Here is a 25,854-nt window from a genome sequence, read left to right as displayed (position 1 = left end):
GCGCGATGTCCATCGCTGTGCCGGCCCACGTGGATACCGGGGCCGTGCCGCATACGACCGCCCATGTTTCCCCCAGCCGCCGGGCCTGGCTTCGCTTCAAGCGCAACCGGCTCGGCTACTGGAGCCTGGTGATCTTCACCGTGATGGTGGTGCTGAGCCTCTTTGCCGAAGTGCTGTCCACCGACAAGCCGCTGGTGCTGCGCTACGAAGGACGCACCTATTTCCCCGTGCTGCGCGACTATTCCGAAAAGACCTTCGGCGGCGACTTCGAAACGCCGGCCGATTACCTCGATCCGTTCATCCGAGAGCGGATCACTTCGGGCGGCAATTGGGCGATCTACGCGCCCAACCCTTACGGGCCGAAGACGCTCAACTACTTCGCCAAGGCGCCGAGCCCGGCTGCGCCCACGGGCGACAACTTCTTCGGCACCGACGACCGTGGCCGCGACCTGCTGGCGCAGCTGATCTATGGCTTTCGCGTGAGCGTGCTGTTCGGCCTGGCGCTCACGGCGATCGGCACGGTGCTCGGCGTGATCGCGGGAGCGGTGCAGGGCTATTTCGCGGGCAAGGTCGACCTCGCATTCCAGCGCTTCATCGAAATCTGGGGTTCGATGCCCGAGCTGTACCTGCTGATCATCTTCAGCGCCATCTTCGCGCCCAGCGTCGCGTTGCTGTTGATCCTGCTGAGCCTTTTCGGCTGGATGGGACTGGCCGACTACGTGCGTGCCGAATTCCTTCGCAACCGCCAGATGGACTATGTGCGTGCCGCGCGCGCCTTGGGTGTGAGCAACCTGCAGATCATGTGGCGCCACATCCTGCCCAACAGCATGGTGCCGGTTGTCACGTTCCTGCCGTTTCGCATGAGCGCAGCCATCCTGGCGCTGACCTCGCTCGATTTTCTGGGGCTCGGCGTGCCGCCGGGCACACCCTCGCTCGGCGAACTGCTGAGCCAGGGCAAGGCGAACATCGACGCCTGGTGGATTTCGTTGTCCACCTTCGGGGTGCTGGTCATCACGCTGATGCTGCTGACCTTCATGGGCGACGCGCTGCGCGATGCACTCGATCCGCGGAAGGCCGACAAGTGAGCGACATGACCTCTCATCAGCCGTTGCTCGACGTGAAGAGTCTGGGTGTCGCCTTCGGCGGCAAGAGCGTGGTGCATGGCATCGACTTCCGCATCGCCGCCGGCGAGAAGCTCGCGCTGGTGGGCGAGTCGGGCTCGGGCAAGACGGTGACGGCGCTGTCGCTGCTGCGGCTGGCGCAGAACGCCGATGTGACCGGCACCGCGCAGCTGCTCGATGCCGCAAGCGCTTCCCATGGGCGCGACCTCCTGTCGATTCCAGAGCGCGAACTGCGCGGCATTCGCGGCAAGGAGATCGCGATGATCTTCCAGGAGCCGATGACCGCGCTGAACGCGCTCTACAGCGTGGGCGACCAGATCGCCGAGGTGCTCGAACTGCACGAAGGGCTCTCGGCGCGGGCGGCCCAGGCGGCGGCCGTCCAGTTGCTCGCGGACACCGGCATTCCCGAGCCGGCGCGGCGGGCGAGGGCGTTCCCGCACCAGCTTTCGGGCGGCCAGCGCCAGCGCGCCATGATCGCCATGGCGCTCGCCTGCAAGCCGCGCCTGCTGCTGGCGGACGAACCGACCACCGCGCTGGACGTCACGGTGCGCGCGCAAATCCTCGAGTTGCTCGCCGATCTGCAGCGCAAGCACGGCATGGCGGTGCTGCTGATCACGCACGACCTGAACCTCGTGCGGCGGTTCGCCGACCGGGTCGCGGTGATGGAAAACGGCCACATCGTCGAGCAGGGGCCGGTGGCCGCCGTGTTCGACGCACCGCAGCATGCCTACACGCGCAAGTTGATCGACAGCCATCCTGAACGCAATGTCGCCGCGGTGGCCGTGGGCGCCGGGGCGCAGCCGGTGCTCGAAGCTGCGGGCCTGCGCGTGAGCTATCCGGTGTCCAGGCCCGGCATCGCGGGCTGGTTCCGGAAGGGCGAATTCATCGCGGTACAGAACGCCGATTTCCGCATTGCGCCGGGCGAAACGCTGGGCGTGGTCGGCGAGTCGGGCTCGGGCAAGTCGACGCTGGCGCTGGCCGCGCTCGGGCTGTTGAAGTACCGCGGCGCGCTGAAAGTGGACGGCAAAGGCTGGGCGGTCGATCGAAAGTCCGATCTGGCCCTGCGCCGGGTCATGCAGGTGGTTTTCCAGGACCCGTTTTCTTCGCTCTCGCCGCGCATGACGGTCGAGCAGATCGTCGGCGAGGGGCTGCGCGTGCACGCTCCCGAGCTCGGCACGGCGCAACGCCGCGCGCGGGCGCTGGCGGCGCTGGCCGACGTGGGCCTGAGCGAAGCGCAGTTTCCCTCGCTGCTCGACCGCTATCCGCACGAGTTCTCGGGCGGGCAGCGCCAGCGACTGGCAATTGCGCGCGCACTGATCGTCGATCCGCAGCTGCTGGTGCTCGACGAGCCCACGAGTGCGCTCGACGTGACGATCCAGAAGCAGGTGCTGGGTCTGCTGCAGCGCCTTCAGCGCGAGCGGGGCCTGAGCTATTTGCTGATCACGCACGACGTGGAAGTGATCCGCGCCATGGCGCACCAGGTCATCGTGATGAAGGACGGCGCCATTCTCGAAGCCGGCGCGGTCGAGCGCGTGCTCGATGCGCCCGCGCATCCCTACACCCAGAAGCTGGTGGCCGCGGCGCTGCTGGAATAACAACGGAACTCAAAAAATGTCGGGAGTCGGACAAGACCGGCGCGGTGCCTGGCGCGCGGCGCTGGCCTGCATGGTCACTTTGGCTGTGGCCATGGGCTTGGGGCGCTTTGCCTTCACGCCCATGTTGCCGATCATGCTGCACGAAGGAAAACTCCAGCTCGAGGCCGGAGGCGTGCTGGCTTCGCTCAACTATCTGGGCTACTTCCTCGGTGCGGTCAGCTGCGCGGCGATCGGCATCAAGGCCAAGAGCATGGTGCGCGGCGGCCTTGCCGCAACGGCGGTCTTGCTGGTCGGCATGGGCGTGCTCCACAGCTTTGCGAGCTGGGGCATCCTGCGCACGGCAGCGGGGGTGATGAGCGCCTGGGTTTTCGTTTTTGCGTCGGGGTGGGGCCTGCGGCGCTTGGCCGAAACGAATTCCCCGGCACTGGCCGGCGTGATCTACACGGGGCCCGGCATCGGCATCGCCATGACCGGCCTGCTCGGCGGCGCCCTGGGGCGTTGGGGCTCGGAAGCCGGGTGGATCGGTCTGGGCCTGCTGGCCGTGGCGCTGGTGGCGCTGATCTGGCGGGTTTTCGACGATGGCGACTTGCCCGCCGCCAGCGGTTCCATGGCGGCACCCGCTGCCGCGACCGGTTCGGCCGCATCCGCGTCGGCGCGCAGCGACGCGATGTGGCTGGTCGCGCTGTACGGCCTGGCCGGCTTCGGCTACATCATTACCGCCACCTTCCTGCCGGTGATCGCCCGCCAGGCATTGCCGGGCTCGTCCTGGCCTGATTTCTTCTGGCCGCTTTTCGGGCTGGCCATCATTCCGGGCGCCTTGATCGGTGCGCGCGCCCCGGTTCACTGGGACAACCGCTTGCTGCTGGCGGTGGCTTATGCGCTGCAGGCATTGGGCGTGGTGCTGTCAGTGGCTTGGCCGACGATTGCCGGCTTTGCGCTCGGGAGCCTGCTGCTCGGCATGCCGTTCACGGCCATCACCCTTTTTGCAATGCGAGATGCCCGCCGGTTGCGGGGAAACTCGGCCGCCGGGTTGATCGGCTACGCGACGGCTTCCTACGGTGTCGGGCAGATCATCGGTCCGCTCTTTGCCGCGCCGCTGGCGCAGAGGACCGGCTCTTTCCAATTGCCGCTGCTGGTCGCGGCGGCCGCATTGGCGCTGGGTTCCATGCTGTTTGCACTGGTCTGGTCCAAATCCCGGCGCCAATAGCGCTTTGAGCCACTCCAGCCCCTTCATTTATCACGGGAATAGCATATAATTCGAGGCTCACGACCAAACGGGCGGGTACCAACCGCCCGTTTTTTTTGGTCTATGCATTCTCGATGCGTGGCACCCGTGGCATTCCATGGCAAATGGGTGGCACGCATAAGCATTTTTACAAGGCATTTTCGAACACGTGGCATTGCAGCAGACAGTGGAACAAACCGTGGCCGGACTCGGCTACGACCTGGTCGAGATCGAGCGCTCGGCCGGGGGATTGCTGCGCGTCACGATTGATTTGCCTTGGAAGGCCCCCACATCGGAAGCTCTGGCTGCCGGCATCCCCGAGCCTTTCGTGACGGTCGAAGACTGCGAAAAGGTCACGCGGCAATTGCAGTTTGCGCTCGAGGTCGATGGTGCCGATTACAAGCGGCTCGAGGTTTCCTCGCCGGGTATTGACCGTCCGCTTCGCAATGAGCAGGATTTCGAGCGTTTCGTCGGCGAGGTGATCGACATCACGCTCAACGCGCCCATGGGGGCTGCGGCGGCGGGGCAGGTGTCTGCCAACCGCAAGAAATTTCGCGGCACGCTGGAGCGTGCTGAAAAGGTGGAAGGGGCCGTCGGCGCCCCGGGCTGGCAAATCGTCTGGAGCGATGCGCCCGAGCCGAAACCGGGTCAAAAAGTGAGCAAGAAGCGCGCGCCTGCACCGTTGCATGCGCTCGGTTTTGTGCTGGACGAGCTGCGCGATGCGCGGCTCGCGCCAATTGTGGATTTCAAGGGCCGCAGGGCCAAAACCCAACCGGGTTTTTCGGATATTGACGACGGAACGAATGTTCCGGACTGACCAGAGGAGTGGTGGCATGAATCGCGAAATGTTGATGTTGGTGGATGCGATCTCGCGCGAAAAGAACGTCGAGCGCGACGTTGTTTTCGGCGCGGTCGAATCCGCGCTGGCGCAAGCCACCAAGAAGCTCCATCAGGGCGACGTGGACATCCGCGTCTCGGTCGACCGTGACAGCGGCGACTACGAAACCTTCCGGCGCTGGCACGTCGTTCCCGACGAGGCCGGGCTGCAGCTGCCCGACCAGGAAATTCTCCTGTTCGAGGCCAAGGAAGAAATGCCCGACATCGAGGTCGACGAATACATCGAGGAAGCGGTCGAGTCCGTGCCCATCGGCCGTATCGGCGCCATGGCGGCCAAGCAGGTCATCCTGCAGAAGATCCGCGACGCGGAGCGCGAAATGCTGCTCAACGACTTCATGTCGCGCGGCGACAAGATCTTCGTGGGCACCGTCAAGCGCCTGGACAAGGGCGACATCATCGTGGAGGCCGGCCGCGTCGAAGGGCGCCTGCGCCGCAGCGAGATGATCGCCAAGGAAAACCTGCGCAACGGCGACCGCGTGCGGGCCATGATCATGGAAGTCGACCTGACGCTTCGCGGCGCACCGATCATCCTGTCGCGCTCGGCACCCGAGTTCATGATCGAGCTGTTCCGCCAGGAAGTGCCCGAAATCGAACAAGGCCTGCTCGAAATCAAGAGCTGCGCCCGTGACCCGGGTTCGCGCGCCAAGATCGCCGTGCTCTCGCATGACAAGCGTGTCGACCCGATCGGCACGTGTGTCGGCGTGCGCGGCACGCGGGTCAACGCCGTCACCAACGAGCTCGCCGGCGAGCGCGTCGACATCGTGCTGTGGAGCGAAGACCCGGCGCAATTCGTGATCGGTGCCCTGGCCCCGGCCAACGTGTCGTCGATCGTGGTCGACGAAGAAAAGCACGCCATGGACGTGGTGGTCGACGAGGAAAACCTCGCCATCGCCATCGGCCGCGGCGGCCAGAACGTGCGCCTGGCTTCCGACCTCACCGGTTGGAAGATCAACATCATGGACGCCAACGAATCTGCGCAGAAGCAGGCCGTCGAGACCGATGCCAGCCGCAAGCTCTTCATGGAAAAGCTCGACGTCGACGAGGAAATCGCCGACATCCTGATTTCCGAGGGCTTCAACAGCCTCGAAGAAGTGGCCTATGTGCCGATCTCCGAAATGCTGGAGATCGAAGCTTTCGACGAAGACACCATCAACGAGCTGCGCACGCGCGCCAAGGATGCGCTGTTGACCATGGAAATCGCCAAGGAAGAGGGCGTCGAGACCGTCTCGCAGAATCTGCGCGACCTCGAAGGCCTCGACCCCGAGCTGATTCCCAAGCTGGCCGAGGCGGGTGTACACACCCGCGACGACCTCGCCGACCTCGCGGTCGATGAACTCACCGAGATCACCGGCCACAGCGCCGATGACGCCAAAGCCCTCATCTTGAAAGCCCGCGAACATTGGTTCGCAGGCCAAGAGTGACGGTCATGGAGGCACGAAACCAATATGTCCAGTACCACTGTCGCCGAGTTCGCGAACGAGCTCAAGAAGACTCCCGAAACCTTGCTTGACCAGCTCAAGAGCGCAGGCGTGCCCAAAGCGGCACCCACCGATGCACTCACCGAGGCGGACAAGCAGCGCCTGCTCGGCTTTCTCAAAGCCAGCCATGGCACCGCCGAGCCAGAGCGCAAGAAGATCACGCTGACGAAAAAGTCGACCAGCGAGATCAAGCAGGCCGACGCCACCGGCCGCGCCCGCACCATCCAGGTCGAAGTGCGCAAGAAGCGCACCTTCATCCAGCGTGAAGACGGCCATCCGGCCACGCCTGAATCGCAACCGGTGGCTGAAGCGCCCGCCGCGGCACCCGCCGCACCCCGCATCGACGAGGCCGAACTGGCCCGCCGCGAGGAAGAGGCGCGCCGCCAGGCCGAACTGATCCGCCGCCAGGAAGAAGAACTGGTCGAAAAGCGCCGCCTGCGCGAAGAAGCCGAAGCCCGCGAACGCGATCAGGCCGAAAAGGCCGAGCGCGCCGAACAGGCCGAGCAGGAAGCCGCACGCATCGCCGCCGAGAAGAAGGCCGCTGCCGAAGCCGCCGCCGCGCCCGCAAAGGAAGCGGCCAAGCCGGTGGCAGCCCCCGCGGCCGCCGCAGCCGCTGCCGCGGAGCAGCAAGCCGCAGACACCAAGCTGGCCGCCCAGACCGCCGCCACTCAAGCCAAGGAAGACGCGAAGGCCAAGGCCGCCGCCGAATCGAAGGCCCGTGCCGACGAGGAAGCCGCCCGCGCCAAGGACCTCGACGAGCGTCGCCGCAAGGCACTCGCCGAAGCCGAAGCCATTCGCGCCATGATGAACGCACCGGCCCGCGTGCTGGTGCCGCACAAGGCGCCGGAGAAGCCGCAGCCTGAAAAGGCCGCGGTCAAGGGCACGCTGCACAAGCCAGCCGCCCCGGCAGCGCGCCCCGGCGCGCCAGCCGCACCGGGTGCTGCTGCAGCGCCTGGCGCCGGCAAGGAAGTCAAGTCGGCCAAGCTCTCGTCGAGCTGGGCTGGCGATCCGGCCAAGAAGAAGGAAATCAAGACCCGCGGCGATGCCAGCGGCGGTGTCGGCCGGGGCAACTGGCGCGGAGGCCCGCGCGGCCGCCGCGGCAGCAACGACCGCGGTGGACACGAAGAGCATGTGCAGGCCGCACCGGTCGAGGCGCGCGTTCTCGAAGTGCACGTGCCCGAAACCATCACGGTGGCCGAACTCGCCCACAAGATGGCCGTCAAGGCGCAGGAAGTCATCAAGCAGCTGATGAAGCTCGGCATGATGGCAACCATCAACCAGTCGCTCGACCAGGACACTGCGATGATCATCGTGGAGGACATGGGCCACAACGCGGTCGTCGCCGCGCTGGACGATCCGGAAGCCTTCACTGACGAGGACGTTGGCGCGCAAACCGCCGAAGCCCTGCCGCGCGCACCGGTCGTGACCGTCATGGGCCACGTCGACCACGGCAAGACCTCGCTGCTGGACTACATCCGCCGCGCCAAGGTGGCCGCGGGCGAAGCCGGCGGCATCACGCAGCACATCGGTGCCTACCACGTGCAAACCGAACGCGGCATGGTGTCGTTCCTCGACACCCCGGGTCACGAGGCCTTCACGGCCATGCGTGCCCGCGGTGCGCAGGCCACCGACATCGTCATCCTCGTGGTGGCGGCCGACGACGGCGTCATGCCCCAGACCAAGGAAGCCATCAAGCACGCGAAAGCCGCTGGTGTGCCGATCGTGGTTGCCATCAACAAGATCGACAAGCCCGACGCCAGCCCGGACCGCGTGAAGCAGGAGCTGGTGGCCGAAGAGGTCGTGCCTGAAGAGTACGGCGGCGACGTGCCATTCGTGCCGGTGTCCGCCAAGACGGGCCAGGGCATCGACGACCTGCTCGAACAGGTGCTGCTGCAGGCCGAAGTGCTGGAACTCAAGGCGCCGGTGGATGCCGCCGCCAAGGGCCTGGTCATCGAAGCCCAGCTCGACAAGGGCCGTGGTCCGGTCGCAACCGTGCTGGTGCAATCCGGCACGCTCAAGACCGGCGACGTGGTGCTGGCCGGCTCGACCTATGGCCGCGTGCGCGCCATGCTCGACGAAGACGGCAAGGCCATCAAGACCGCGGGTCCGTCGATTCCGGTCGAGATCCAGGGCCTGACCGAAGTCCCGCAGGCGGGCGACGAATTCATGGTGATGAGCGACGAGCGCCGTGCGCGCGAAATCGCGACCTACCGCGCCGGCAAGTTCCGCAACACCAAGCTGGCGAAGGCCCAGGCCGCGAACCTGCAGAACATGTTCACCGACCTCTCGGCCGGCGAAGTGCAGACGCTGCGCATCATCATCAAGGCCGACGTGCAGGGCTCGCAGGAAGCGCTGGCCCAGTCGCTGCTCAAGCTGGCGAACGAAGAAGTCAAGGTGCAGATCGTGTATGCCGGCGTCGGCGGCATCAGCGAAAGCGACATCAACCTCGCCATCGCCTCGAAGGCTGTCGTGATCGGCTTCAACGTGCGTGCCGATTCCGGTGCGCGCAAGCTGGCCGAAGGCAATGGCGTTCAGCTGAACTACTACAGCATCATTTACGATGCCGTGGACGAGATCAAGGTTGCGATGTCGGGCATGCTGGCACCAGAGCGCCGCGAGGAAATCATCGGCTCGGCCGAGATCCGCACGGTGTTCGTGGCTTCGAAGATCGGTACGGTCGCAGGTTCGTACATCACCTCGGGTTCGGTCAACCGCAGCGCGCATTTCCGCCTGCTGCGCGACAACGTGGTGATCTATACCGGCGAAGTCGACTCGATCAAGCGCATGAAGGACGACGTCCGCGAAGTCCGCGAAGGCTTCGAGTGCGGTATCAAGCTCAAGAACTACAACGACATCAAAGAAGGTGATCAGTTGGAATTCTTCGAGATCAAGGAAATCGCCCGGACGCTCTAAGCGTTCGATGCGAGAGAGACCATGCCGAAAAGAAAAGCCGCCACTCCCAACCGCGCGTTCAAGGTTGCCGACCAGATCCAGCGCGATCTGACGGAGCTGATCGCGCGCGAGTTGAAGGACCCGCGCGTGGGCATGGTCACGGTCCAGGCGGTCGAGGTCACGCCCGACTATGCGCACGCGAAGATCTACTTCAGCATGCTCACGGGCGACGTGGACGAAACCACCGAAGCGCTGAACCAGGCCGCGGGGTTCCTCCGCAACGGCCTGTTCAAGCGCCTGCACATCCACACCGTGCCGACGCTGCACTTCCTGTTCGACCGCACCACCGAGCGTGCGGCCGACATGAATGCGCTCATTGCGCAGGCCGTCGCTTCGCGTTCGAAAGACGACTAGCCATGAATGCGCCACGCACAAGGGTGCAGCGGCGCCCTGTGCATGGGGTGTTGTTGCTCGACAAACCGCTGGGACTTTCCAGCAACCAGGCCTTGCAGAAGGCCAAGTGGTTGCTGCGCGCCGAAAAAGCGGGCCATACCGGCACGCTCGATCCGCTGGCCACCGGCGTCCTGCCGCTGTGCTTCGGCGCGGCCACCAAGTTCAGCCAGCTGCATCTCGATGCCGACAAGACCTACGAAGCCACGGCGCGCCTTGGCGTCAAGACCTCGACCGGCGACGCCGAGGGCGAGGTGATTGCCGAGTGCCCGGTGCACGTCACGCCCGAAGACCTGACCCGTGTCGAGGCGCAGTTCACCGGCCCGATCCGGCAGGTTCCGCCGATGCACAGCGCGCTCAAGAAAGACGGCAAGGCGCTGTACGAGTACGCACGCGAAGGCATTGAAATCGAGCGAGCGCCGCGCGACGTGGTGATTCACCAACTGAGCCTGGCGCGGACCGCCGATACGGCGGTGCGAATTGTCGCCACCGTGAGCAAAGGCACTTACATTCGCACTCTCGGCGAAGATATCGGCGAAGCGCTGGGTTGCGGCGCGCACCTGACATCGCTGCGCCGCACGGCGACGGGCGGCTTCGGCGAGGCGCAATGCGTCACCCTCGAAGCGCTCGAGGCCATGAACGAGGACGAGCGTCTGGCACGGCTCCTGCCTGCCGAATCGCTGGTGGACGGCCACAGCCGCGTCATGCTCGGCAACGAAGATGCGGCACGCTTTCTCTCGGGCCTGCGCCGCCGGGGCGACTGGGCCGATGCCGACGAGGTGGCCGTGTTCGGCATCGAGCCGCCGGCCTTCCTGGGAACGGCCCACATCACGGCCAACGAATTGATTCCGGGGCGCTTGCTGAACCCCATCGAAATCCAGCAAATTCTTTTGAACGCACAACAGACCGAAGCGACACCATGAGTACCAAGCAAATCCGCAATATCGCCATCATTGCCCACGTGGACCATGGCAAGACCACGATGGTCGACCAACTGCTGCGCCAGTCGGGCACCTTTGCCGAGCACGAGAAAGTGGTCGACACGGTGATGGACAACAACGCCATCGAAAAAGAACGCGGCATCACGATTCTGGCCAAGAACTGCGCCGTGACCTGGGAAGGCACGCACATCAACATCGTCGATACCCCCGGCCACGCGGACTTCGGCGGTGAAGTGGAACGTGCGCTCTCGATGGTCGACGGCGTGGTGCTGCTGATCGACGCGCAAGAGGGCCCGATGCCCCAGACGCGTTTCGTGACCAAGAAGGCGCTGGCCCTCGGCCTGAAGCCGATCCTGGTCGTGAACAAGGTCGACAAGCCGGGCGCCAACCCCGACAAGGTGGTCAATGCCGCCTTCGACCTGTTCGACAAGCTCGGCGCGACCGACGAACAGCTCGACTTCCCCGTGGTGTACGCCTCGGGCATCAACGGCTGGTCGTCGCTCGAAGAGGGCGCTGCCGGCGAGCAGTGGGGTCCCGACATGTCGGCCCTGTTCAACACCATTCTGAAGCACGTGCCGGCGCAAACGGGCGACCCCGAGGCGCCGCTGCAGCTGCAGATCTCGGCGCTTGATTTCTCGACCTTTGTCGGCCGCATCGGCGTGGGCCGCATCAGCCAAGGCACGCTCAAGCCCATGATGGACGTGGTCGTGATGGAAGGTCCGGACGGCAAGGCTATCAAGGGCCGCGTCAACCAGGTCCTGACTTTCCAGGGCCTCGAGCGCGTGCAGGCCACCGAAGCCGGCCCAGGCGAAATCGTGCTGATCAACGGCATTGCCGATATCGGTATCGGCGTGACCGTGACCGACCCCGCCAACCCGGCGCCGCTGCCCATGCTCAAGGTCGACGAACCGACCCTGACCATGAATTTCTGCGTCAACACCAGCCCGCTGGCCGGCCGCGAAGGCAAGTTCGTCACCAGCCGCCAGATCTGGGACCGCCTGCAGAAGGAACTGCAGCACAACGTGGCGCTGCGCGTGAACGAAACCGACGAGGAAGGCATTTTCGAAGTGATGGGCCGGGGCGAACTGCACCTGACCATCCTGTTGGAAAACATGCGCCGCGAAGGCTATGAAATGGCCGTGTCGAAGCCGCGCGTGGTGTTCCGCACCGTCAACGGCGAAAAGCACGAACCGATCGAGCTGGTGACGGCCGACATCGAAGAGCAGCACCAGGGCGGCGTGATGCAGGCACTGGGCGAGCGCAAGGGCGAACTGGTCAACATGGAACCGGACGGCCGCGGCCGCGTGCGCCTCGAATACCGCATTCCGGCGCGAGGCCTGATCGGCTTCACCAACGAATTCCTGAACCTGACCCGCGGCTCGGGCCTCATCAGCAACATCTTCGACAGCTACGAGCCGCACAAGGGCGACATCGGCAGCCGCAAGAACGGCGTGCTGATTTCCATGGACGATGGTGAAATCTTCACCTACGCCCTGGGCAAGCTGGACGACCGCGGCCGCATGTTCGTGAAGGCGAACGATCCGGTGTATGAAGGCATGATCGTCGGCATCCACAGCCGCGACAACGACCTGGTGGTGAATGCCACGCGCACCAAGCAGCTGACCAACTTCCGTGTCTCGGGCAAGGAAGACGCGATCAAGGTCACGCCGCCGATCGAACTCACGCTCGAATACGGCGTGGAATTCATCGAAGACGACGAACTGGTCGAAATCACGCCCAAGAGCGTGCGCCTGCGCAAGCGTTTCCTCAAGGAAAACGAGCGCAAGCGGGCCGGCCGCGAAATGGCGAGCTGATCGCCGTCGACAACCGATGCTGCGCCTGACGCACGGCGGGGCTGTGTGGCTGATGGTCGCCGTGACCCTGATGTGGGGCACGGCGGGCGTCATCACGCGGCACCTGGCGCAGGCGCACAGTTTCGAGATCACCTTCTGGCGCAGCCTCTTCACGACGCTGGCGCTGCTGGTGATCTTGCCGCTTTGGCGGGGTCGGGCGGTGTTTTCCCAGATACGGCACGGCGGGCGCGAGCTCTGGATCTCGGGGGCCTGCTGGACCGTGATGTTCACGGCCTTCATGGTTGCGCTCACGCTGGCGTCCACCGCCAGCGTGCTGGTCACCATGGCGCTCGGGCCGCTGCTCACTGCGCTGGCGGCGCGCCTCTTCATCGGCCATCGGCTACCGGTGCGGACCTGGCTTGCCATCGTGACGGCTGGCCTCGGCATTGCGTGGATGTACGGCACCCAACTGATGCAGGGCGGCAGAGGCGCGGCGGGCGCGGGCGTCTCGCTGCTCGGAACGCTGGTGGCGCTTTGCGTGCCGCTGGCCGGCGCCACCAACTGGACCGTGGTTCAGCATGCGCATGCCAAGGGTCATGACATCGACCTGGTTCCCGCGGTGTTGATCGGCGCGGCGCTCAGCGCGCTGTTCACGCTGCCGTTTGCGTTGCCGTTCCAGGCGAATGCGCACGACCTCGGTCTGCTTGCGTTCCTGGGCGTGTTCCAGCTGGCGATTCCCTGCGTGCTTTCGGTGCTTTGCGCACGGGTATTGAAGGCGCCCGAGGTGGCCTTGCTCGCGTTGCTCGAAGTGATCTTCGGCATTGGGCTGGCATGGATCGGCGCCGGCGAAACGCCCGCGTCCAGTGTGCTGACCGGCGGGGCGCTGGTCATCGGCGCACTGGTGTTCAACGAACTTCTGGCGCTGCGCGGACGGCGCACCGCGGCGGCCGACAACGTGCTGCCCAGCGCTCACTAGGCATCCTCTTCGGGCAGGAGAGCGGCGCCAGGCAAGCGGAAAAAAAAGGCCCCGACATCTGCCGGGGCCTTCGCGATTCAGGAGATCCTGGGATCTCAGGGGCGGGCAACCTTCCAGGCGCCATTGGCCACGCCGTCACCGGTCTTGTCGCCGGGCTTGGCGTCCTTCGTCCAGTAATAGAGCGGGGCTCCCTTGTAGGCCCACTGCTTCTTGCCGTCTTCGCGCACGATGACGGTGTAGCCGCCCATGGGCTTGGCGGTTTCGGCCACCGGCAGCGGCGGCCAGTTGGCGGCGCACTGGGCGTTGCAGGCGGAGGTGCCTGCACCGGGCGTATCGCGGGCGAAGGTGTAGAGCGTCATGCCGTTCGGTCCGACGAGCACACCGTCGGCGGTGCGGGTGGGGGTGTCGGGTGCGCTGGCGGTCTTGTTGGACATGCCACCGCAGCCGGCGAGCAATGCCGCCGCGAGGATCGAGGCGCTGAGCAATTTCATGCAGTTTCTCCTTCAGTTGAAAAATCGCGAAAACAAGCCGAGTGGTGGTTGCGCGACCCGGCAGTTTATGCCGGGCTCACGACAAATCGCGGTAGGCGAGTGTCGCGAGTTTCAGCAAAATATCACGCGGCAGCTTACCGGCAACGGCGTAGCCGAAGCCCTGGTCCACCCAATAGAAGCTGGGCACCGGCCCTTCGGACGCAAAGCGGAAGGCCGTTTCGCGCGATGCGGGAGTGCCGGCGGCCTGGCTGTCGAGCGTGCCGATGTAGAGCGTCACGCGCTCGCCGGCGCTGTCCTCGAACATGAACTGGGCGCGTGCGCCGCTTTCCCCCGGCAACAGGCGCCCACCGACGAGCGTATAGCCCATCGCCGTCAGGTCCGGCACCTTGAGTGGCTTGTCGAGGCGTTTGGACAGCCACTGGACGAGATGCTGCTGCTCGGTGCCGGCCACTTCGACGGGGTGTCTTTTCTCGGGCGCATAGACGGCGTGCGCAATCGACGCGTCGTGCACGAACTCGCGCATCGCAGGTGCCTTGGCCAACTGGACCGGCGCGGCACGTTGCGCCGACCACTGGGCATTGCCGAGCCAGCCTGCGCCAAAGGCGACCAGCACGCCGGCCGCCATGCCGCCCCATCGCATCCAGCTGGCTTGCCGGGCCTGCCCGGGCCGGTTGCGATCGAGCGCGCTCATCAAGGCGGAGGGAATGGGTTCGTCGAGCAGTTCGCCGTGCAGCCGGCGCAGCGCGTCGCGCTGGACGCGCCAAGCCGCCACCTGCGCCGCAAGGGCCGGATCGTGCGCCGCGGCGTCCTCGACCTCGGCGCGGCGTTCCGGTGCCAGATGGCCATCGACGAGGGCATGCAACTCGTCGTCGGCGGGGGGCGGGGCAGGGCGATTCATGATGGAGTGAGAGGTTTCACTTGAGGCGGCGCAGGCCGGGGCGATGCGGCGCAGCGGCGCCGTCCATCAACTCGTGCAGCCGGACGCGGGCGCGCGACAGGCGGGACATCACCGTCCCCGCGGGAATGCCGAGCACCTTGGCCACCTCGGCATAGGAGAGGTCTTCGAGCGTGACCAGCAGCAGCACGGCCCGCTGCTCCTCGGGCAGCTGCATCAGGCAGCGCTGCAGGTCGAGGCCGGTGCCTAGGTCCCGGGCCGGATCGACGTCACCCTGTGGTTCGTGCGCCAGGTCGTCCAGCGGCACGACGCTGTGCGGCGGCGGCGTGCGCCGAAGCTGGCTCGCGAAGATGTTGTGCATGACCGTGAACAGCCACGCGCGCAGGTCGCTGCCCACCACCCAGAGCCGCCACTTGCTGCAGGCCCGTTCCAGGGTGTCCTGCACCAGGTCGTCGGCCGCCCATGCATTGCCCGTGAGTGCGCGCGCATAGCGGCGCAGGCTCGGGATCTGGTCGGCCAGCAGGCGGGCGTCCATGAGCGGCACAGGCGCGTGAGGTCAGGGCTTGGCGATTTTCCAGGCGCCGCCGACGCCGTCGCCGGTCTTGTCGCCTGGCTTGGTGTCCTTGGCCCAGTAGTAGAGCGGCCAGCCCTTGGCGGCCCATTGCTTCTTGCCGTCGTCGCGCGTGACGATGGTGAAGTCGCCGGCCGCCTTGTCGCTGTCGGCGGCCATGAAGGGCGGCCAGTTGGTCGCGCAACCACCGTTGCACACCGATTTGCCGTTGCCTGCGGTGTCCTTGTCGAAGGTGTAGAGCGTCATGCCGTTCGGGCCGACCAGGGCGCCATCGGCGGCTTTGGGCTGGGCGAGCGCGGGGAGCGCGAGCAGGCTACCGAGCAGCACGGTGGCAATACCGATGGAGGAAACGCGGAAAGGCAAAGGCAGCATGGAAAGACTCCTGGTTGGGTGGCATCGACGATCCGATGACACCGCACAAACGCCTGCAATCGGCGTTTTATTCCATGCCGCGCAAAAAAAGAACTAGCGGCTGCGGCTTTTCATCGCGCGCTCGACCTCGCGCTTGCCTTCGCGGTCCTTGATGGTGTCGCGCTTGTCGTGCTCGGCCTTGCCCTTGGCCAGTGCGAAATCGCATTTGACCTTGCCGGCCTTCCAGTGAAGGTTGAGCGGCACCAGCGTGTAGCCCTTCTGTTCGACCTTGCCGACCAGCCGGCGAATTTCTTCCTTGTGCAGGAGCAACTTCTTGGTGCGGATCGAGTCGGGGTTGACGTGGGTCGAAGCGCTCTTGAGCGGGTTGATCTGCAGGCCGACGACGAACAGCTCGCCGTCGCGGATCACCACGTAGCCGTCGGTCAGCTGGACCTTGCCTTCGCGCAGGGACTTGACCTCCCAGCCTTCGAGCACGATGCCGGCTTCGAAGCGTTCTTCGAAGAAATAGTTGTACGCGGCCTTCTTGTTGTCGGCGATGCGGGAGGAGGTATCTTGTTTCTTGGTGGCCATGGCTCGGGAAGGTGGGGGCGCATGGCTTCAATACAATCCGTCGCGCACGCTGTCCCGATTCTATGAAAACCGTCAACAAGTCCGTCCTCATCTGGTACAGCGCCGAAGAGATGTACGCGCTCGTCACCGATGTGGAGAAATATCCGCAGTTTTTGCCCTGGTGCGACAAGGCCCGCGTCATCGAGGAAGACGAGGCCGGAATGACCGCCGAAGTCGGCCTGGCCTTCGCCGGCCTGCACCAGAGTTTCACCACCCGCAACAGCCATGTGCCGGGGCGCGAAGTGCACCTGAAACTGGTCGACGGGCCGTTCTCCAACCTCGACGGCCACTGGAAATTCGTGCCCGTGGGCGAGCCTGGCGACCACGCCTGCCGCGTCGAGCTGCACATGAGCTACGGCTTCAACAACTTTGCGCTGCAGGCGCTGGTGGGACCGGTGTTCGACACGGTCGCGTCCAGCCTGGTCGAAGCCTTCGTGAAGCGCGCCGAGCAGGTCTACGGCAAGGAAAGATGATCGAAGTCACGCTGTGCTGCTCTCCCGCGCCACGCGAGGTGTTCGAACAAAGCCTGCAGCTGGCGCCCGGGGCCACGGTCACCGACGCGGTGAAAGCGAGCGGCCTCGCGCAGCACTTTCCGGAGCTGGATTGGCGCCATTCCATGACGCCGGGAATCTGGGGCAGGGAAGTCGACTGGAACCAGCCGCTCAAGGACGGCGACCGCGTCGAGCTGTGCCGGCCCCTGGCCGTCGACCCCAAGGTGGCGCGCCGCGAACGTTTTCAGCGCCAGGGCGCGAAGGGTACCGGCCTGTTTGCGAACCGCCGCAAGGGCGGCAAGGCCGGCTACTGAACCGGCGGCGACCGGCTGCTACTTGCAGTCGCTTTCGATGATCGACTGAAGGCGCTTCTGCTCCGCGGCACGAGCCGTGTCGTCCATGATTTCGCGCTCGCCCTTGGCGTTGATCTTCGCCACGCGGATGCCGCTGTCGAACGTGGCCTTGCCCTGGCGCGCGCGGTCGCAGTTGTCGGCCTTGGCCTTGGCGTTCTTCTCCGTCTCGGCCGCCTGCTTGGCTTTTTCTTCCGCCTGCGCCTTCTTGGTCTTTTCCTCGAGTTCCTTGTCGATGGCCGGAGGCTTGGGCGCCGCCGCAGCCTTGGGCGCGGAGGCCTCCGGCGCATCGGCTTCGGCAGCGGACTGCGTCATGCCGGCGCGGGGCGGAGGCGAGCCCGCGCGGCGAAGAATGTTCTTTTCAGGAATGTCGGGCGGCGGCGCCTGGTCGCTGAAGACCTTCTTGCCGCTTTTGTCGATCCATTGCCATTGCGCGCTGGCCGACAGCGGCAGCAGGCAAACACATCCCAGTACGAGCCAATGCGCTAATTTCATGCGTCGAGTTTAGCGTTGCCTTACGTTTTGCAACATGGCGGAGCTTCGCTTTCGTCGTGGTCGAGTTGGAAATTGGCGACGTTTCATGCGCGTGGGGTTCCCGTCGGCCGCGGCTGAAGCCCCGCGGAGGGCGGGCCTTGCCGGGCATCGTTACAATCCGTCTTTTGGAGCTTCACCCATGCGCCTTCTCGGCAAAGCGCTCACCTTCGACGATGTGTTGTTGGTGCCAGCGTTCTCCCAGGTCCTGCCCAAGGACACCTCTCTCGCCACCAAACTCTCCCGCAACATCACGCTGAACCTGCCGCTCGTCTCGGCGGCCATGGACACCGTGACGGAAGCCCGCCTCGCGATCGCCATCGCGCAAGAGGGCGGCATGGGGATCGTGCACAAGAACCTCACCGCACAGCAGCAGGCCGCCGAAGTGGCCCGCGTGAAGCGCTATGAATCGGGTGTGCTGCGCGACCCCGTGGTGATCACGCCGACGCACTCGGTGCGCCAGGTGATGGCGCTGTCGGACCAGCTCGGCATCTCGGGCTTCCCGGTGGTCGATGCCGGCAAGGTGGTGGGCATCGTGACCGGGCGCGACCTGCGCTTCGAGAATCGCTACGACGTGCCAGTGAGCGAAATCATGACGCAGCGCGACAAGCTCATTACCGTGCCCGACGGCACCACGCTGGCCGAGGCCAAGGCGCTGCTCAACAAATACAAGCTCGAGCGCCTGTTGGTCATCAACAGCGACTGGGAGCTCAAGGGCCTGATCACCGTCAAGGACATCACCAAGCAAACCAGCTTCCCCAACGCCGCGCGCGACCCGAGCGGCCGCCTGCGCGTGGGCGCAGCGGTGGGCGTGGGCGACGGCACCGAGGAACGCGTCGAGGCGCTGGTCAAGGCCGGCGTCGACGCCATCGTGGTCGACACCGCGCACGGCCACAGCGCCGGCGTGATCGAGCGCGTGCGCTGGGTCAAGCGCAACTATCCGCAGGTCGACGTCATCGGCGGCAACATCGCCACCGGCGACGCCGCGCGTGCGCTGGCCGATGTGGGCGCCGATGCAGTCAAGGTCGGCATCGGCCCGGGCTCCATCTGCACCACCCGCATCGTGGCGGGCGTGGGCGTGCCGCAGATCATGGCGGTCGACAGCGTGGCCACCGCGTTGCACGGCTCGGGCATTCCGCTGATCTCCGACGGCGGCGTGCGCTACTCGGGCGACATCGCCAAGGCCATCGCGGCCGGCGCCAGCACGGTGATGATGGGCAGCATGTTCGCCGGCACCGAAGAGGCACCGGGCGAAATCGTGCTGTACCAGGGCCGCAGCTACAAGAGCTATCGCGGCATGGGCTCCATCGGCGCGATGCAGCAGGGCAGCGCCGACCGCTACTTCCAGGAGTCGACCACCGGCAACCCCAACACCGACAAGCTGGTGCCCGAAGGCATCGAAGGCCGCGTGCCTTACAAGGGCTCGATCGTCTCCATCGTCTACCAGATGGCCGGCGGCGTGCGCGCCAGCATGGGCTACTGCGGCTGCGCCACCATCGCGGACATGCAGAACAAGGCCGAGTTCGTCGAGATCACCACGGCGGGCATTCGCGAGAGCCACGTGCACGACGTGCAGATCACGAAGGAAGCACCGAACTACAGGGCTGAATAAGCCCAATCTGGCCAGACCTTGAAAGTCAGGCCAGACTGGGTTTAAAATTTGGGCCAGATTCAATTTTTCTGGCCCAAATGCAATCCATCGGTATCGCTGAAGCCAAGAACAACTTCTCGGCCCTGATCGACCTCGTCGAAAAGGGCGAGGAGGTTCGCATCACCCGCCACGGCAAGGAAGTCGTGCGCATGCTGCCGGTGCGGCGCAAGCCCGTCATCACCGACGAGCAGATCGCGCGCGAACTCGGGCAGATCGACGCGCTGCACGCCACCATCCAGCCCGGCCTCTCCGTGCGTGAACTGCAGGGCGAAGGGCGCCGATCGTGACAGCCTTCGTCATGGACGCCTCCGTCACCGCCGCCTGGCTGCTGCCCGACCAAGCCAGCGAACACACCCGCAAGCTCTACGCCGCCATCCGCCGCGACGAGGTCGAGCCACAGGCGCCCAACGCGTGGCAATGGGAGTGCGCCAACATCCTCGCCAATGGCGTGCGCAGCGGCCGCATTCCGATGTCCGCGGTCGAAGGGCTGTGGAGCGTGCTCGACGCCATCCGCCACCGCGTCGAGCTGCACGAACTCGCGCCGGCCCAGCACAAGGCGGTGCTCGCGGTGGCCATCGATGCCGGCGTGTCGCTCTACGATGCGGGCTACCTCTGGCTCGCCAAATCGCTCAATCTCCCGCTCGCCACCTTCGACGAGCACCTCATCCAGGCAGCGCCCAAAGCGGGCGTGAAGCTGTTCGACATTTCAACGCTCTGAGTCCCCTCGCCATGCAACACGACAAGATCCTCATCCTCGATTTCGGCTCGCAAGTCACCCAGCTCATCGCACGCCGTGTGCGCGAGGCGCATGTGCTCAGCGAAGTGCACCCCTGCGACGTGACCGACGAATGGGTGCGCGAATACGCAGCCGACGGCCACCTCAAAGGCGTGATTCTTTCGGGCAGCCACGCCAGCGTTTATGAAGAGACCACCGACAAGTGCCCGCAAGCCGTGTTCGACCTCGGCATTCCGGTGCTCGGCATCTGCTACGGCATGCAGACCATGGCGCACCAGCTGGGCGGCAAGGTCGAGGGCGGCCACAAGCGCGAGTTCGGCTTCGCGGCCGTGCGCGCGCATGGCCACACCGCGCTCTTGAAAGACATCGCCGACTTCACCACGCCCGAAGGCCACGGCATGCTCAATGTGTGGATGAGCCATGGCGACAAGGTCACCGAACTGCCGCCGGGCTTCAAGCTCATGGCCAGCACCGACAGCTGCCCCATCGCCGGCATGGCCGACGAGGCGCGCCGCTACTACGCGCTGCAGTTCCACCCCGAAGTCACGCACACGGTGCAAGGCAAGGCGATCATCGATCGCTTCGTGCTCGGCATCTGCGAAGCCAAGCCCGACTGGGTCATGCGCGATCACATCGCCGAAGCCGTGCAGAAAATCCGCGAGCAGGTGGGCGATGAAGAAGTCATCCTCGGCCTCTCGGGCGGTGTCGATTCGAGCGTGGCTGCCGCGCTCATTCACCGCGCCATCGGCGACCAGCTGACCTGCGTGTTCGTCGACCACGGCCTCCTGCGCCTGAACGAAGGCGACATGGTCATGGAGATGTTCGAAGGCAAGCTGCACGCGAAGGTGATTCGCGTCGATGCCAGCGACCTGTTCCTCGGCAAGCTCGCGGGCGTGAGCGACCCCGAAGCCAAGCGCAAGATCATCGGTGGCGAGTTCGTTACCGTGTTCAAGCAGGAAGCCGCCAAGCTCAAGGCAGGCGACGGTGGGCACAAGGGCGCCACGTTCCTTGCGCAGGGCACGATCTACCCCGACGTCATCGAGTCGGGCGGTGCCAAGAGCAAAAAGGCCGTCACCATCAAGAGTCACCACAACGTCGGCGGCCTGCCCGAGCAGCTCGGCCTGAAGCTGCTCGAGCCGCTGCGCGACCTGTTCAAGGACGAGGTGCGCGAGCTCGGCGTGGCGCTCGGCCTGCCGCCCGAGATGGTGTACCGCCATCCGTTCCCCGGCCCGGGCCTGGGCGTGCGAATTCTTGGCGAAGTGAAGAAGGAATACGCCGACCTGCTGCGCCGCGCCGACGCGATCTTCATCGAGGAACTGCGCAACTTCAAGGACGACGCCACCGGCAAGAGCTGGTACGACCTCACGAGCCAGGCGTTTACCGTGTTCCTGCCCGTGAAGAGCGTGGGCGTGATGGGCGACGGCCGTACCTATGACTACGTGGTCGCACTGCGCGCCGTGCAGACCAGCGACTTCATGACCGCCGACTGGGCCGAGCTGCCGTACGCGCTGCTCAAGAAGGTGTCGGGCCGCATCATCAACGAAGTGCGCGGCATCAATCGCGTGACCTACGACGTGTCGAGCAAGCCGCCTGCGACGATCGAGTGGGAGTGAGCGGCGAAAGCATCGACTCGGCCTGTCGCGGTGACCAACTCACACAGGTTTTTCTTTGCGGTTCGGCGTCGGCGCAGCAGAGTGCCACCAGGTCGAATTTCTTCGTGGTGAGATTCAAGCCTGTCCTCCCGCGGTCCTCTCCGCCAAGCAGAGGGCGAAAAGCCATCTGGCAGATCGCCGAACTCGGTCAGGAGGAACGTGGAATATCAATCCGAAGGCACCACTCAAAGAAGAGATCGAGCTGGTTCGACTTGTCGAAAAGAGCGTCGGCGCCCAACTCCAGGCTGTGACGACGCATCTCTTCGGTCGGATAGTTCGTCAACACAACCATCCTCTGGTGCGGGGCCCGCTCCTTGCACGCTCGGAGCACCGTGAGGCCCGACCCCTCTCGCAAGAACAGATCCACCACGGCCAAGTCCCAGGTGTTGCCGAGCTTTTCGAGGACCGCAGCAGCTTCGCTCGCAGTCTCGGCAACAGCAACAACTTCTGCATCGGCAAGGTCGGCCAGTGCCGGAATCAGAGCCTCTCTGATGGTGTTGCTGTCCTCGATGAGAACCGTCTGAAGCGGCATGACGTTGGAGCGGCGTTGCTCTGCGCGCTTGTTGCTATAAGTTGCTAGTGTCAGCGTTTATACACAGCGGTTCAGTCGACTGTGTAGGCCAAAAGCTTGACATCACGGGAGCTGCCGAGTCGTCCATGAATGCGAGCTAGCATTTGGATTTCTCTGATGAAAGATGTGTCGTGTCCCACCCATCCTCCAATCCCACTGATAAACCCCCCGCTGACCTGGCCAAGGCGCTCGAGAAGAACAAACACGCGACCGAGGTGGTCCAGGGTGCCGCAGAGGATCTTTCCGTCGTCCATGCTGTGCTGGACAGTGAAGTGCCTAAAGAGACTCTGCACCCCGACGTCGGCCAAGCGATCGAACAAACAGACCAACTCAAAGACAAGCTCAGGTTGGCCGAGGAAAAGTTGAAGGCCGTGAACGAGACGCTTGAACGGCAGGTCGCCTCAAAAGGCTCTTAGGGCCGTCAGCGAGTGCGGCTCCCCGATGGCGTTTCTTGATGCAGGGCTGGGCAGGGCAGCGCAGTCGCCAAGTCCATCCCGCTACGAGGCGCCTCGGGCACTCCTGCGCATGAAGTGCAACCCAGACCGAGCGGACGCGGCCAGGGTCTTTCGGCGCGAGGCGCTCCGGCATGCCTTGGCGGGACCGGTTTCCATCAGAGGGCGGGCGGGCCTCAGCCCGCGCCGCGTGGCGTACGCCCGGCGCCCCCGCCGCCCTTGCGCGCCGAGATCTGGTTCTGCGGCCCGGCCCCCATCGTCTGGCGGTCGTGCCGGCTCGCGGGCGTGCGCCGGCCCTGGTTGAGCTGCGTCGGCTGTGTCTGCCCCATCTTGTTGTGGTCGTTCGCGAGCTTGCCGCTGTGCGGTGTCTGCGCATCGGCCTCCGGGGTACCGCGCGCGGCGCCTGCCGCTGTTGCGGCCTTGGCCGGGCTGCCGACCTGGTCGCGCTCGGGATGCTTGTCGCGGCTTTGTTCCTGGCGCAGGAAAGTCTGCTTCTTGGTCATGGTGTCACTCCGTGATGGTTGTCCGTCGAGTCGGCTTCCATGCTTGTTGCTGGCGAATTCTCGGATGTAGGAACAGCGCTGAGGGCCATGTCGTACGCGCGCGGGTTGGACCTTCGGTCGCCTCGCGCTGGCGGTTCTTGCTGGTGCCCACGCGGGTGCCCACGCGCCTCGCTCGCGCGAGACGCTTGCAACTGCGATTCCCTGACTTGGCCTAACTTGGTGTGAAGAGGCGTACGCCAGACGAGGCAATGACAGGGATACCGTCGGCGCCTTCATCCTGTTCAGCCTTCAGTGGCTCGCGGGCAGGTGCCGTGCCACATCCCGGCAGGCCGCGACGAAGCGTTGCGCTGCGGCGCTGTCCGGATCATCAGGCCTGCGCGGAGCGGGTGAATCGTTTTCAGGGCGGCCGGAGGCAGACAGGGCGATTCCCAGCGAACGCCGGAGGATCGCCGGAATGTTCTCGTCGCCGACGAGAAGAAGAGCGGCAATCCGCGCCGCCCTGGGGGTCAGTTCGACCGCTTGCTCGTAAAGGGGGCCTATGTGCATGGATGAAAGCGTGGCAACTGGCGTGCCTGCGCATCGCGCCCGCTCGCCACTTCGCGGAAGGCGCCGGCCTAGCCTTTGTAGTAGGCCGCGCGCGGCATGGGCTTGCGGTTCTCGAAGCACCGCTTGCCTACGAAGCTTCGTACGCGGCTTCCAAGGCCGGTGTGCTGGCACTTGGCCGCGCGCTCAACGAAGAGCTTCGGTTGGCTCGCCTTTCGGGCGTGCACGTTGCCACGGTGATGCCCTGGGCGGCGGACACGCCGTTCTTCGTGCACGCAGGCAACTACACCGGGCGACAGCCGAACACGGTGGCGCTCGACCCACCCGAGATGGTGGTGGAGGCGATCGTCTGGGTGTCCGTCAATCCGCGGGAGGAACTCCCTGTTGGGTGGCAGCCGTGCGCACCCACCAGACCGTTCTCTTGCGAGTTGCTCTCGCCCCAAATTTCGACCACGGCCGTCAGCCGGCCGTATCGATTTGCATAAGAGATGAGATGGCCTGCTTGAGGCGATCCTCCAGCAAGGCGCGGGTCGGCAGCCCCGTCAGCGCGTCGTGGGTGGGCTGGCAGGTCAAGCTATCGGTGTCGCTCTCCAGCTGTGTCCTCCCCATGCCAATCGCCTCAGTCGGTACCTTTTGCCAGGTCGCCGCAGTCATCTTCTTCCATCACCAGTGTTCCACGATCCGGAGGATGCGCACGCACCGTTCGAAGGAACCCGACGATGTTCTGCGGGCAGGTCTCGGCGCTGACGCATGTGCCCATGGCCTGCGCCACAAACTGGAACGTTGCCTGGGTGACGATCAATTGATCGCCCGACAAACCCAGTTCGGCGCGGACCTCGCCTGGCCCCCATCTTTTGGGTGCTGCATCCACGCGAACCTCGCCGAGCCTTTTGCTGATGCAAAGCCGCTGCAACCGCAGCAGCCTCAGGGTGAATGCCTCGTCCACCTGCAGCTCTGCAAACGAGGCGCCCAAGGGATGCGTGGGCATGGTTTTGACAAGCACCGCCATGGCGGATGCCGTCGGCGTCGCTCCGAGGTTTCGACGTTGCGCGTACTGCGCCTGCGCTGCCAGCCAGGGGTGCTTGCGAAACCTGCTCTCCGGCAGGAACGCGTCGGGACGCTGGCCGTGGCCTGCAGATCGGTTGAATACCATCGCCTCCGCGGGGTCCGCGGTCCACTCGAGTGCGCCGCTCTTTGACGCTCGTGCGAGAAAGCGCAGCTCATCCGCGTGACTCGACACGCAGTAGAGGTCAAAGATTTTGCCGCCTCGTGTCCAATGAATTCCACGGTCCCGTTGAAACGTCATGATCGACTCGGCGTAGTCGAGCGCCTCGACGCAGGTGGCAAAGTCGCCGATCCGCTCGGAAGCGCCGGCTCCTGAGCGCAGGAACACCGAATACATCGCAATGGGGCCCTCGTCTGCCGATGCGAAAACCTTCAATGCCCCTGCCGCGCCTGCCGCGCCTGCCGCGTCAGCATGGGACGGGGCCATCGCCAAGGCCTCGATCTCGACGCCGGTGTACCGGCCCGCGTCGATGTCTGCGAGGCGGGCGTATTGCTTGGTGGGCAGCAAGGTTGCATCCTGCGCGCTGTGCCGTTGCCGCTGGCGGCCATCGCGACGCGTGAACGAGAGGCCAGCACGTTCGGCCGATCGGCGATGTTCGTTCTGGGCGAGGCTCATGAGACCAATTTCGAAACCCGAGCGGCGTCTTCCAGGACATAGCCGACCCCGTACACGGTGTGCAGCAGCTTGGCGGCGAACGGACCATCCAGCTTGCTGCGCAGGCGCTGGACGGTCACCTGGATCAGGTTGGCATCGACTTTCGACTTTGAGCCCCATACTTCTTCGGCCAATGTGGCGCGAGAGACGATCTGGCCCTGTCGGCGCAGCAGAGTGAGCAGCAGGTCGAACTCCTTCGAGGTGAGATTCAAGCCTGTCCTCCCGCGCACGCACCCCCGATTGGTTTGGTCGAGGCTGAGGTCGGCGAATAGAAGCATGGTGGACCTTTCAGTCTGTGTCGATATTTGGCGGCTCGGCGAATCAGCCGCCTCCTTTGAGAAAGGCAGT

29 protein-coding genes are annotated in these 25,854 nt (G+C 65.1%); 18 read left to right on the top strand and 11 right to left on the bottom strand.

Features of this window, described 5'->3' with window-relative positions; all coding sequences use genetic code 11:
- The first annotated feature begins 5 nt into the window (after positions 1-5).
- The 10 genes from QFZ42_RS12300 to QFZ42_RS12255 all read left to right on the top strand — a co-directional run bounded on the left by QFZ42_RS12300 (position 6) and on the right by QFZ42_RS12255 (position 13,368).
- The gene (locus tag QFZ42_RS12300; protein WP_307701220.1) at positions 6-1,085 is read left to right on the top strand and encodes an ABC transporter permease; all 1,080 of its coding nucleotides are present in this window, start codon (positions 6-8) and stop codon (positions 1,083-1,085) included.
- Positions 1,086-1,090: 5 nt separating this feature from the next.
- Positions 1,091-2,716, top strand: a complete 1,626-nt coding sequence (locus QFZ42_RS12295; protein WP_307701219.1) for an ABC transporter ATP-binding protein — start codon at positions 1,091-1,093, stop codon at positions 2,714-2,716.
- Between the two features lie 16 nt (positions 2,717-2,732).
- Positions 2,733-3,923 carry a YbfB/YjiJ family MFS transporter gene (locus tag QFZ42_RS12290; RefSeq protein WP_307701218.1) on the top strand — a complete coding sequence of 397 codons (1,191 nt, stop codon included), beginning with the start codon at positions 2,733-2,735 and terminating at the stop codon, positions 3,921-3,923.
- 187 nt (positions 3,924-4,110) lie between these two features.
- Positions 4,111-4,758: a ribosome maturation factor RimP gene (gene rimP / locus QFZ42_RS12285; protein ID WP_307701217.1), complete on the top strand. Its 648-nt coding sequence runs from the start codon at positions 4,111-4,113 to the stop codon at positions 4,756-4,758.
- Between the two features lie 16 nt (positions 4,759-4,774).
- Complete coding sequence (nusA, locus tag QFZ42_RS12280; protein ID WP_307701216.1) at positions 4,775-6,259, top strand: transcription termination factor NusA; 1,485 nt, start codon at positions 4,775-4,777, stop codon at positions 6,257-6,259.
- A gap of 24 nt (positions 6,260-6,283) precedes the next feature.
- Positions 6,284-9,229 (top strand): translation initiation factor IF-2, encoded by a 2,946-nt coding sequence (gene infB / locus QFZ42_RS12275; RefSeq protein WP_307701215.1) that lies wholly within the window; start codon positions 6,284-6,286, stop codon positions 9,227-9,229.
- A 21-nt stretch (positions 9,230-9,250) separates the two neighbouring features.
- The gene (gene rbfA / locus QFZ42_RS12270; RefSeq protein ID WP_307701214.1) at positions 9,251-9,622 is read left to right on the top strand and encodes a 30S ribosome-binding factor RbfA; all 372 of its coding nucleotides are present in this window, start codon (positions 9,251-9,253) and stop codon (positions 9,620-9,622) included.
- Positions 9,623-9,624: 2 nt separating this feature from the next.
- Positions 9,625-10,581, top strand: coding sequence for a tRNA pseudouridine(55) synthase TruB (gene truB, locus QFZ42_RS12265; RefSeq protein WP_307701213.1), 957 nt, complete (start codon positions 9,625-9,627; stop codon positions 10,579-10,581).
- Positions 10,578-12,413 carry a translational GTPase TypA gene (gene typA, locus QFZ42_RS12260; protein ID WP_307701212.1) on the top strand — a complete coding sequence of 612 codons (1,836 nt, stop codon included), beginning with the start codon at positions 10,578-10,580 and terminating at the stop codon, positions 12,411-12,413. The genes truB and typA overlap by 4 nt, the downstream gene beginning before the upstream one ends.
- 16 nt (positions 12,414-12,429) lie before the next feature.
- Complete coding sequence (locus QFZ42_RS12255; protein ID WP_307701211.1) at positions 12,430-13,368, top strand: DMT family transporter; 939 nt, start codon at positions 12,430-12,432, stop codon at positions 13,366-13,368.
- A 95-nt stretch (positions 13,369-13,463) separates the two neighbouring features.
- On the opposite strand, the gene QFZ42_RS12250 is transcribed toward QFZ42_RS12255, so the two are convergent.
- The 5 genes from QFZ42_RS12250 to smpB form a co-directional block, all read right to left on the bottom strand.
- Positions 13,464-13,859, bottom strand: coding sequence for a COG4315 family predicted lipoprotein (locus tag QFZ42_RS12250; protein ID WP_307701210.1), 396 nt, complete (start codon positions 13,857-13,859; stop codon positions 13,464-13,466).
- A 76-nt stretch (positions 13,860-13,935) separates the two neighbouring features.
- Positions 13,936-14,757, bottom strand: a complete 822-nt coding sequence (locus QFZ42_RS12245) for an anti-sigma factor family protein (RefSeq protein ID WP_307701209.1) — start codon at positions 14,755-14,757, stop codon at positions 13,936-13,938.
- Between the two features lie 16 nt (positions 14,758-14,773).
- The gene (locus QFZ42_RS12240) at positions 14,774-15,289 is read right to left on the bottom strand and encodes a sigma-70 family RNA polymerase sigma factor (RefSeq protein WP_307701208.1); all 516 of its coding nucleotides are present in this window, start codon (positions 15,287-15,289) and stop codon (positions 14,774-14,776) included.
- A gap of 21 nt (positions 15,290-15,310) precedes the next feature.
- Positions 15,311-15,697: a COG4315 family predicted lipoprotein gene (locus QFZ42_RS12235; protein ID WP_307701207.1), complete on the bottom strand. Its 387-nt coding sequence runs from the start codon at positions 15,695-15,697 to the stop codon at positions 15,311-15,313.
- Between the two features lie 93 nt (positions 15,698-15,790).
- On the bottom strand, positions 15,791-16,267 hold the full coding sequence (gene smpB / locus QFZ42_RS12230; RefSeq protein WP_307701206.1) for an SsrA-binding protein SmpB: 477 nt from the start codon (positions 16,265-16,267) through the stop codon (positions 15,791-15,793).
- Positions 16,268-16,329: 62 nt separating this feature from the next.
- On the opposite strand from smpB, the gene QFZ42_RS12225 reads away from it, so the two are divergent.
- Both QFZ42_RS12225 and QFZ42_RS12220 read left to right on the top strand, forming a co-directional pair.
- Entirely contained in the window at positions 16,330-16,779 is a 450-nt protein-coding gene (locus QFZ42_RS12225; RefSeq protein WP_307701205.1) for a type II toxin-antitoxin system RatA family toxin, read from the top strand.
- Positions 16,776-17,111: an RnfH family protein gene (locus tag QFZ42_RS12220; protein ID WP_307701204.1), complete on the top strand. Its 336-nt coding sequence runs from the start codon at positions 16,776-16,778 to the stop codon at positions 17,109-17,111. Before QFZ42_RS12225 ends, QFZ42_RS12220 begins: the two co-directional genes overlap by 4 nt.
- 18 nt (positions 17,112-17,129) lie before the next feature.
- Here QFZ42_RS12220 and QFZ42_RS12215 read toward each other — a convergent pair whose 3' ends face one another.
- Complete coding sequence (locus QFZ42_RS12215) at positions 17,130-17,642, bottom strand: DUF4124 domain-containing protein (RefSeq protein ID WP_307701203.1); 513 nt, start codon at positions 17,640-17,642, stop codon at positions 17,130-17,132.
- Between the two features lie 178 nt (positions 17,643-17,820).
- Here QFZ42_RS12215 and guaB point away from each other — a divergent pair, with 178 nt between their 5' ends.
- From guaB to guaA, 4 genes are all read left to right on the top strand, one after another.
- On the top strand, positions 17,821-19,290 hold the full coding sequence (gene guaB, locus QFZ42_RS12210; RefSeq protein ID WP_307701202.1) for an IMP dehydrogenase: 1,470 nt from the start codon (positions 17,821-17,823) through the stop codon (positions 19,288-19,290).
- A 77-nt stretch (positions 19,291-19,367) separates the two neighbouring features.
- On the top strand, positions 19,368-19,616 hold the full coding sequence (locus QFZ42_RS12205) for a type II toxin-antitoxin system Phd/YefM family antitoxin (RefSeq protein WP_307701201.1): 249 nt from the start codon (positions 19,368-19,370) through the stop codon (positions 19,614-19,616).
- Between the two features lie 11 nt (positions 19,617-19,627).
- Positions 19,628-20,047 carry a type II toxin-antitoxin system VapC family toxin gene (locus QFZ42_RS12200; protein WP_307704224.1) on the top strand — a complete coding sequence of 140 codons (420 nt, stop codon included), beginning with the start codon at positions 19,628-19,630 and terminating at the stop codon, positions 20,045-20,047.
- A gap of 11 nt (positions 20,048-20,058) precedes the next feature.
- Complete coding sequence (guaA, locus tag QFZ42_RS12195; RefSeq protein WP_307701200.1) at positions 20,059-21,678, top strand: glutamine-hydrolyzing GMP synthase; 1,620 nt, start codon at positions 20,059-20,061, stop codon at positions 21,676-21,678.
- Positions 21,679-21,865: 187 nt separating this feature from the next.
- Here the strand turns inward: guaA and QFZ42_RS12190 are convergent, their stop codons facing one another.
- Complete coding sequence (locus tag QFZ42_RS12190) at positions 21,866-22,249, bottom strand: response regulator transcription factor (RefSeq protein WP_307701199.1); 384 nt, start codon at positions 22,247-22,249, stop codon at positions 21,866-21,868.
- Positions 22,250-22,419: 170 nt separating this feature from the next.
- On the opposite strand from QFZ42_RS12190, the gene QFZ42_RS12185 reads away from it, so the two are divergent.
- Positions 22,420-22,704 (top strand): hypothetical protein, encoded by a 285-nt coding sequence (locus tag QFZ42_RS12185; protein WP_307701198.1) that lies wholly within the window; start codon positions 22,420-22,422, stop codon positions 22,702-22,704.
- 212 nt (positions 22,705-22,916) lie between these two features.
- Here the strand turns inward: QFZ42_RS12185 and QFZ42_RS12180 are convergent, their stop codons facing one another.
- A complete protein-coding gene (locus QFZ42_RS12180) occupies positions 22,917-23,243 on the bottom strand; it encodes a hypothetical protein (RefSeq protein ID WP_307701197.1) in 327 nt (108 codons plus the stop codon).
- Between the two features lie 288 nt (positions 23,244-23,531).
- Positions 23,532-23,789, bottom strand: coding sequence for a hypothetical protein (locus QFZ42_RS12175; RefSeq protein ID WP_307701196.1), 258 nt, complete (start codon positions 23,787-23,789; stop codon positions 23,532-23,534).
- 2 nt (positions 23,790-23,791) lie between these two features.
- Between QFZ42_RS12175 and QFZ42_RS12170 the strand changes: the two genes are divergently transcribed.
- Complete coding sequence (locus QFZ42_RS12170; RefSeq protein ID WP_307701195.1) at positions 23,792-24,271, top strand: hypothetical protein; 480 nt, start codon at positions 23,792-23,794, stop codon at positions 24,269-24,271.
- A gap of 134 nt (positions 24,272-24,405) precedes the next feature.
- Here QFZ42_RS12170 and QFZ42_RS12165 read toward each other — a convergent pair whose 3' ends face one another.
- Together QFZ42_RS12165 and QFZ42_RS12160 are read right to left on the bottom strand one after the other, a co-directional pair.
- Complete coding sequence (locus QFZ42_RS12165) at positions 24,406-25,467, bottom strand: hypothetical protein (RefSeq protein ID WP_307701194.1); 1,062 nt, start codon at positions 25,465-25,467, stop codon at positions 24,406-24,408.
- Positions 25,464-25,784 carry a winged helix-turn-helix domain-containing protein gene (locus tag QFZ42_RS12160; RefSeq protein WP_307701193.1) on the bottom strand — a complete coding sequence of 107 codons (321 nt, stop codon included), beginning with the start codon at positions 25,782-25,784 and terminating at the stop codon, positions 25,464-25,466. Before QFZ42_RS12160 ends, QFZ42_RS12165 begins: the two co-directional genes overlap by 4 nt.
- Positions 25,785-25,854: the final 70 nt, after the last annotated feature.

It is taken from the genome of Variovorax paradoxus (genome assembly GCF_030815855.1).
GTDB lineage: Bacteria > Pseudomonadota > Gammaproteobacteria > Burkholderiales > Burkholderiaceae_C > Variovorax > Variovorax paradoxus_M.
The sequence above is the reverse complement of the archived record's forward strand: the minus strand, read 5'-3'. Positions and strand labels throughout refer to the sequence as shown.

Excerpts from the sequence above, each read along its gene's own strand:
- QFZ42_RS12300 (WP_307701220.1), top strand. The coding sequence starts at position 6 with ATGTCCATCGCTGTGCCGGCCCACGTGGATACCGGGGCCGTGCCGCAT.
- QFZ42_RS12295 (WP_307701219.1), top strand. The coding sequence starts at position 1,091 with ATGACCTCTCATCAGCCGTTGCTCGACGTGAAGAGTCTGGGTGTCGCC.
- QFZ42_RS12290 (WP_307701218.1), top strand. The coding sequence starts at position 2,733 with ATGTCGGGAGTCGGACAAGACCGGCGCGGTGCCTGGCGCGCGGCGCTG.
- nusA (WP_307701216.1), top strand. The coding sequence starts at position 4,775 with ATGAATCGCGAAATGTTGATGTTGGTGGATGCGATCTCGCGCGAAAAG.
- infB (WP_307701215.1), top strand. The coding sequence starts at position 6,284 with ATGTCCAGTACCACTGTCGCCGAGTTCGCGAACGAGCTCAAGAAGACT.
- rbfA (WP_307701214.1), top strand. The coding sequence starts at position 9,251 with ATGCCGAAAAGAAAAGCCGCCACTCCCAACCGCGCGTTCAAGGTTGCC.
- truB (WP_307701213.1), top strand. The coding sequence starts at position 9,625 with ATGAATGCGCCACGCACAAGGGTGCAGCGGCGCCCTGTGCATGGGGTG.
- typA (WP_307701212.1), top strand. The coding sequence starts at position 10,578 with ATGAGTACCAAGCAAATCCGCAATATCGCCATCATTGCCCACGTGGAC.
- QFZ42_RS12255 (WP_307701211.1), top strand. The coding sequence starts at position 12,430 with ATGCTGCGCCTGACGCACGGCGGGGCTGTGTGGCTGATGGTCGCCGTG.
- QFZ42_RS12250 (WP_307701210.1), bottom strand. The coding sequence starts at position 13,859 with ATGAAATTGCTCAGCGCCTCGATCCTCGCGGCGGCATTGCTCGCCGGC.
- QFZ42_RS12245 (WP_307701209.1), bottom strand. The coding sequence starts at position 14,757 with ATGAATCGCCCTGCCCCGCCCCCCGCCGACGACGAGTTGCATGCCCTC.
- QFZ42_RS12240 (WP_307701208.1), bottom strand. The coding sequence starts at position 15,289 with ATGGACGCCCGCCTGCTGGCCGACCAGATCCCGAGCCTGCGCCGCTAT.
- QFZ42_RS12235 (WP_307701207.1), bottom strand. The coding sequence starts at position 15,697 with ATGCTGCCTTTGCCTTTCCGCGTTTCCTCCATCGGTATTGCCACCGTG.
- smpB (WP_307701206.1), bottom strand. The coding sequence starts at position 16,267 with ATGGCCACCAAGAAACAAGATACCTCCTCCCGCATCGCCGACAACAAG.
- QFZ42_RS12225 (WP_307701205.1), top strand. The coding sequence starts at position 16,330 with ATGAAAACCGTCAACAAGTCCGTCCTCATCTGGTACAGCGCCGAAGAG.
- QFZ42_RS12220 (WP_307701204.1), top strand. The coding sequence starts at position 16,776 with ATGATCGAAGTCACGCTGTGCTGCTCTCCCGCGCCACGCGAGGTGTTC.
- QFZ42_RS12215 (WP_307701203.1), bottom strand. The coding sequence starts at position 17,642 with ATGAAATTAGCGCATTGGCTCGTACTGGGATGTGTTTGCCTGCTGCCG.
- guaB (WP_307701202.1), top strand. The coding sequence starts at position 17,821 with ATGCGCCTTCTCGGCAAAGCGCTCACCTTCGACGATGTGTTGTTGGTG.
- QFZ42_RS12205 (WP_307701201.1), top strand. The coding sequence starts at position 19,368 with ATGCAATCCATCGGTATCGCTGAAGCCAAGAACAACTTCTCGGCCCTG.
- QFZ42_RS12200 (WP_307704224.1), top strand. The coding sequence starts at position 19,628 with ATGGACGCCTCCGTCACCGCCGCCTGGCTGCTGCCCGACCAAGCCAGC.
- guaA (WP_307701200.1), top strand. The coding sequence starts at position 20,059 with ATGCAACACGACAAGATCCTCATCCTCGATTTCGGCTCGCAAGTCACC.
- QFZ42_RS12190 (WP_307701199.1), bottom strand. The coding sequence starts at position 22,249 with ATGCCGCTTCAGACGGTTCTCATCGAGGACAGCAACACCATCAGAGAG.
- QFZ42_RS12180 (WP_307701197.1), bottom strand. The coding sequence starts at position 23,243 with ATGACCAAGAAGCAGACTTTCCTGCGCCAGGAACAAAGCCGCGACAAG.
- QFZ42_RS12175 (WP_307701196.1), bottom strand. The coding sequence starts at position 23,789 with ATGCACATAGGCCCCCTTTACGAGCAAGCGGTCGAACTGACCCCCAGG.
- QFZ42_RS12170 (WP_307701195.1), top strand. The coding sequence starts at position 23,792 with ATGAAAGCGTGGCAACTGGCGTGCCTGCGCATCGCGCCCGCTCGCCAC.
- QFZ42_RS12165 (WP_307701194.1), bottom strand. The coding sequence starts at position 25,467 with ATGAGCCTCGCCCAGAACGAACATCGCCGATCGGCCGAACGTGCTGGC.
- QFZ42_RS12160 (WP_307701193.1), bottom strand. The coding sequence starts at position 25,784 with ATGCTTCTATTCGCCGACCTCAGCCTCGACCAAACCAATCGGGGGTGC.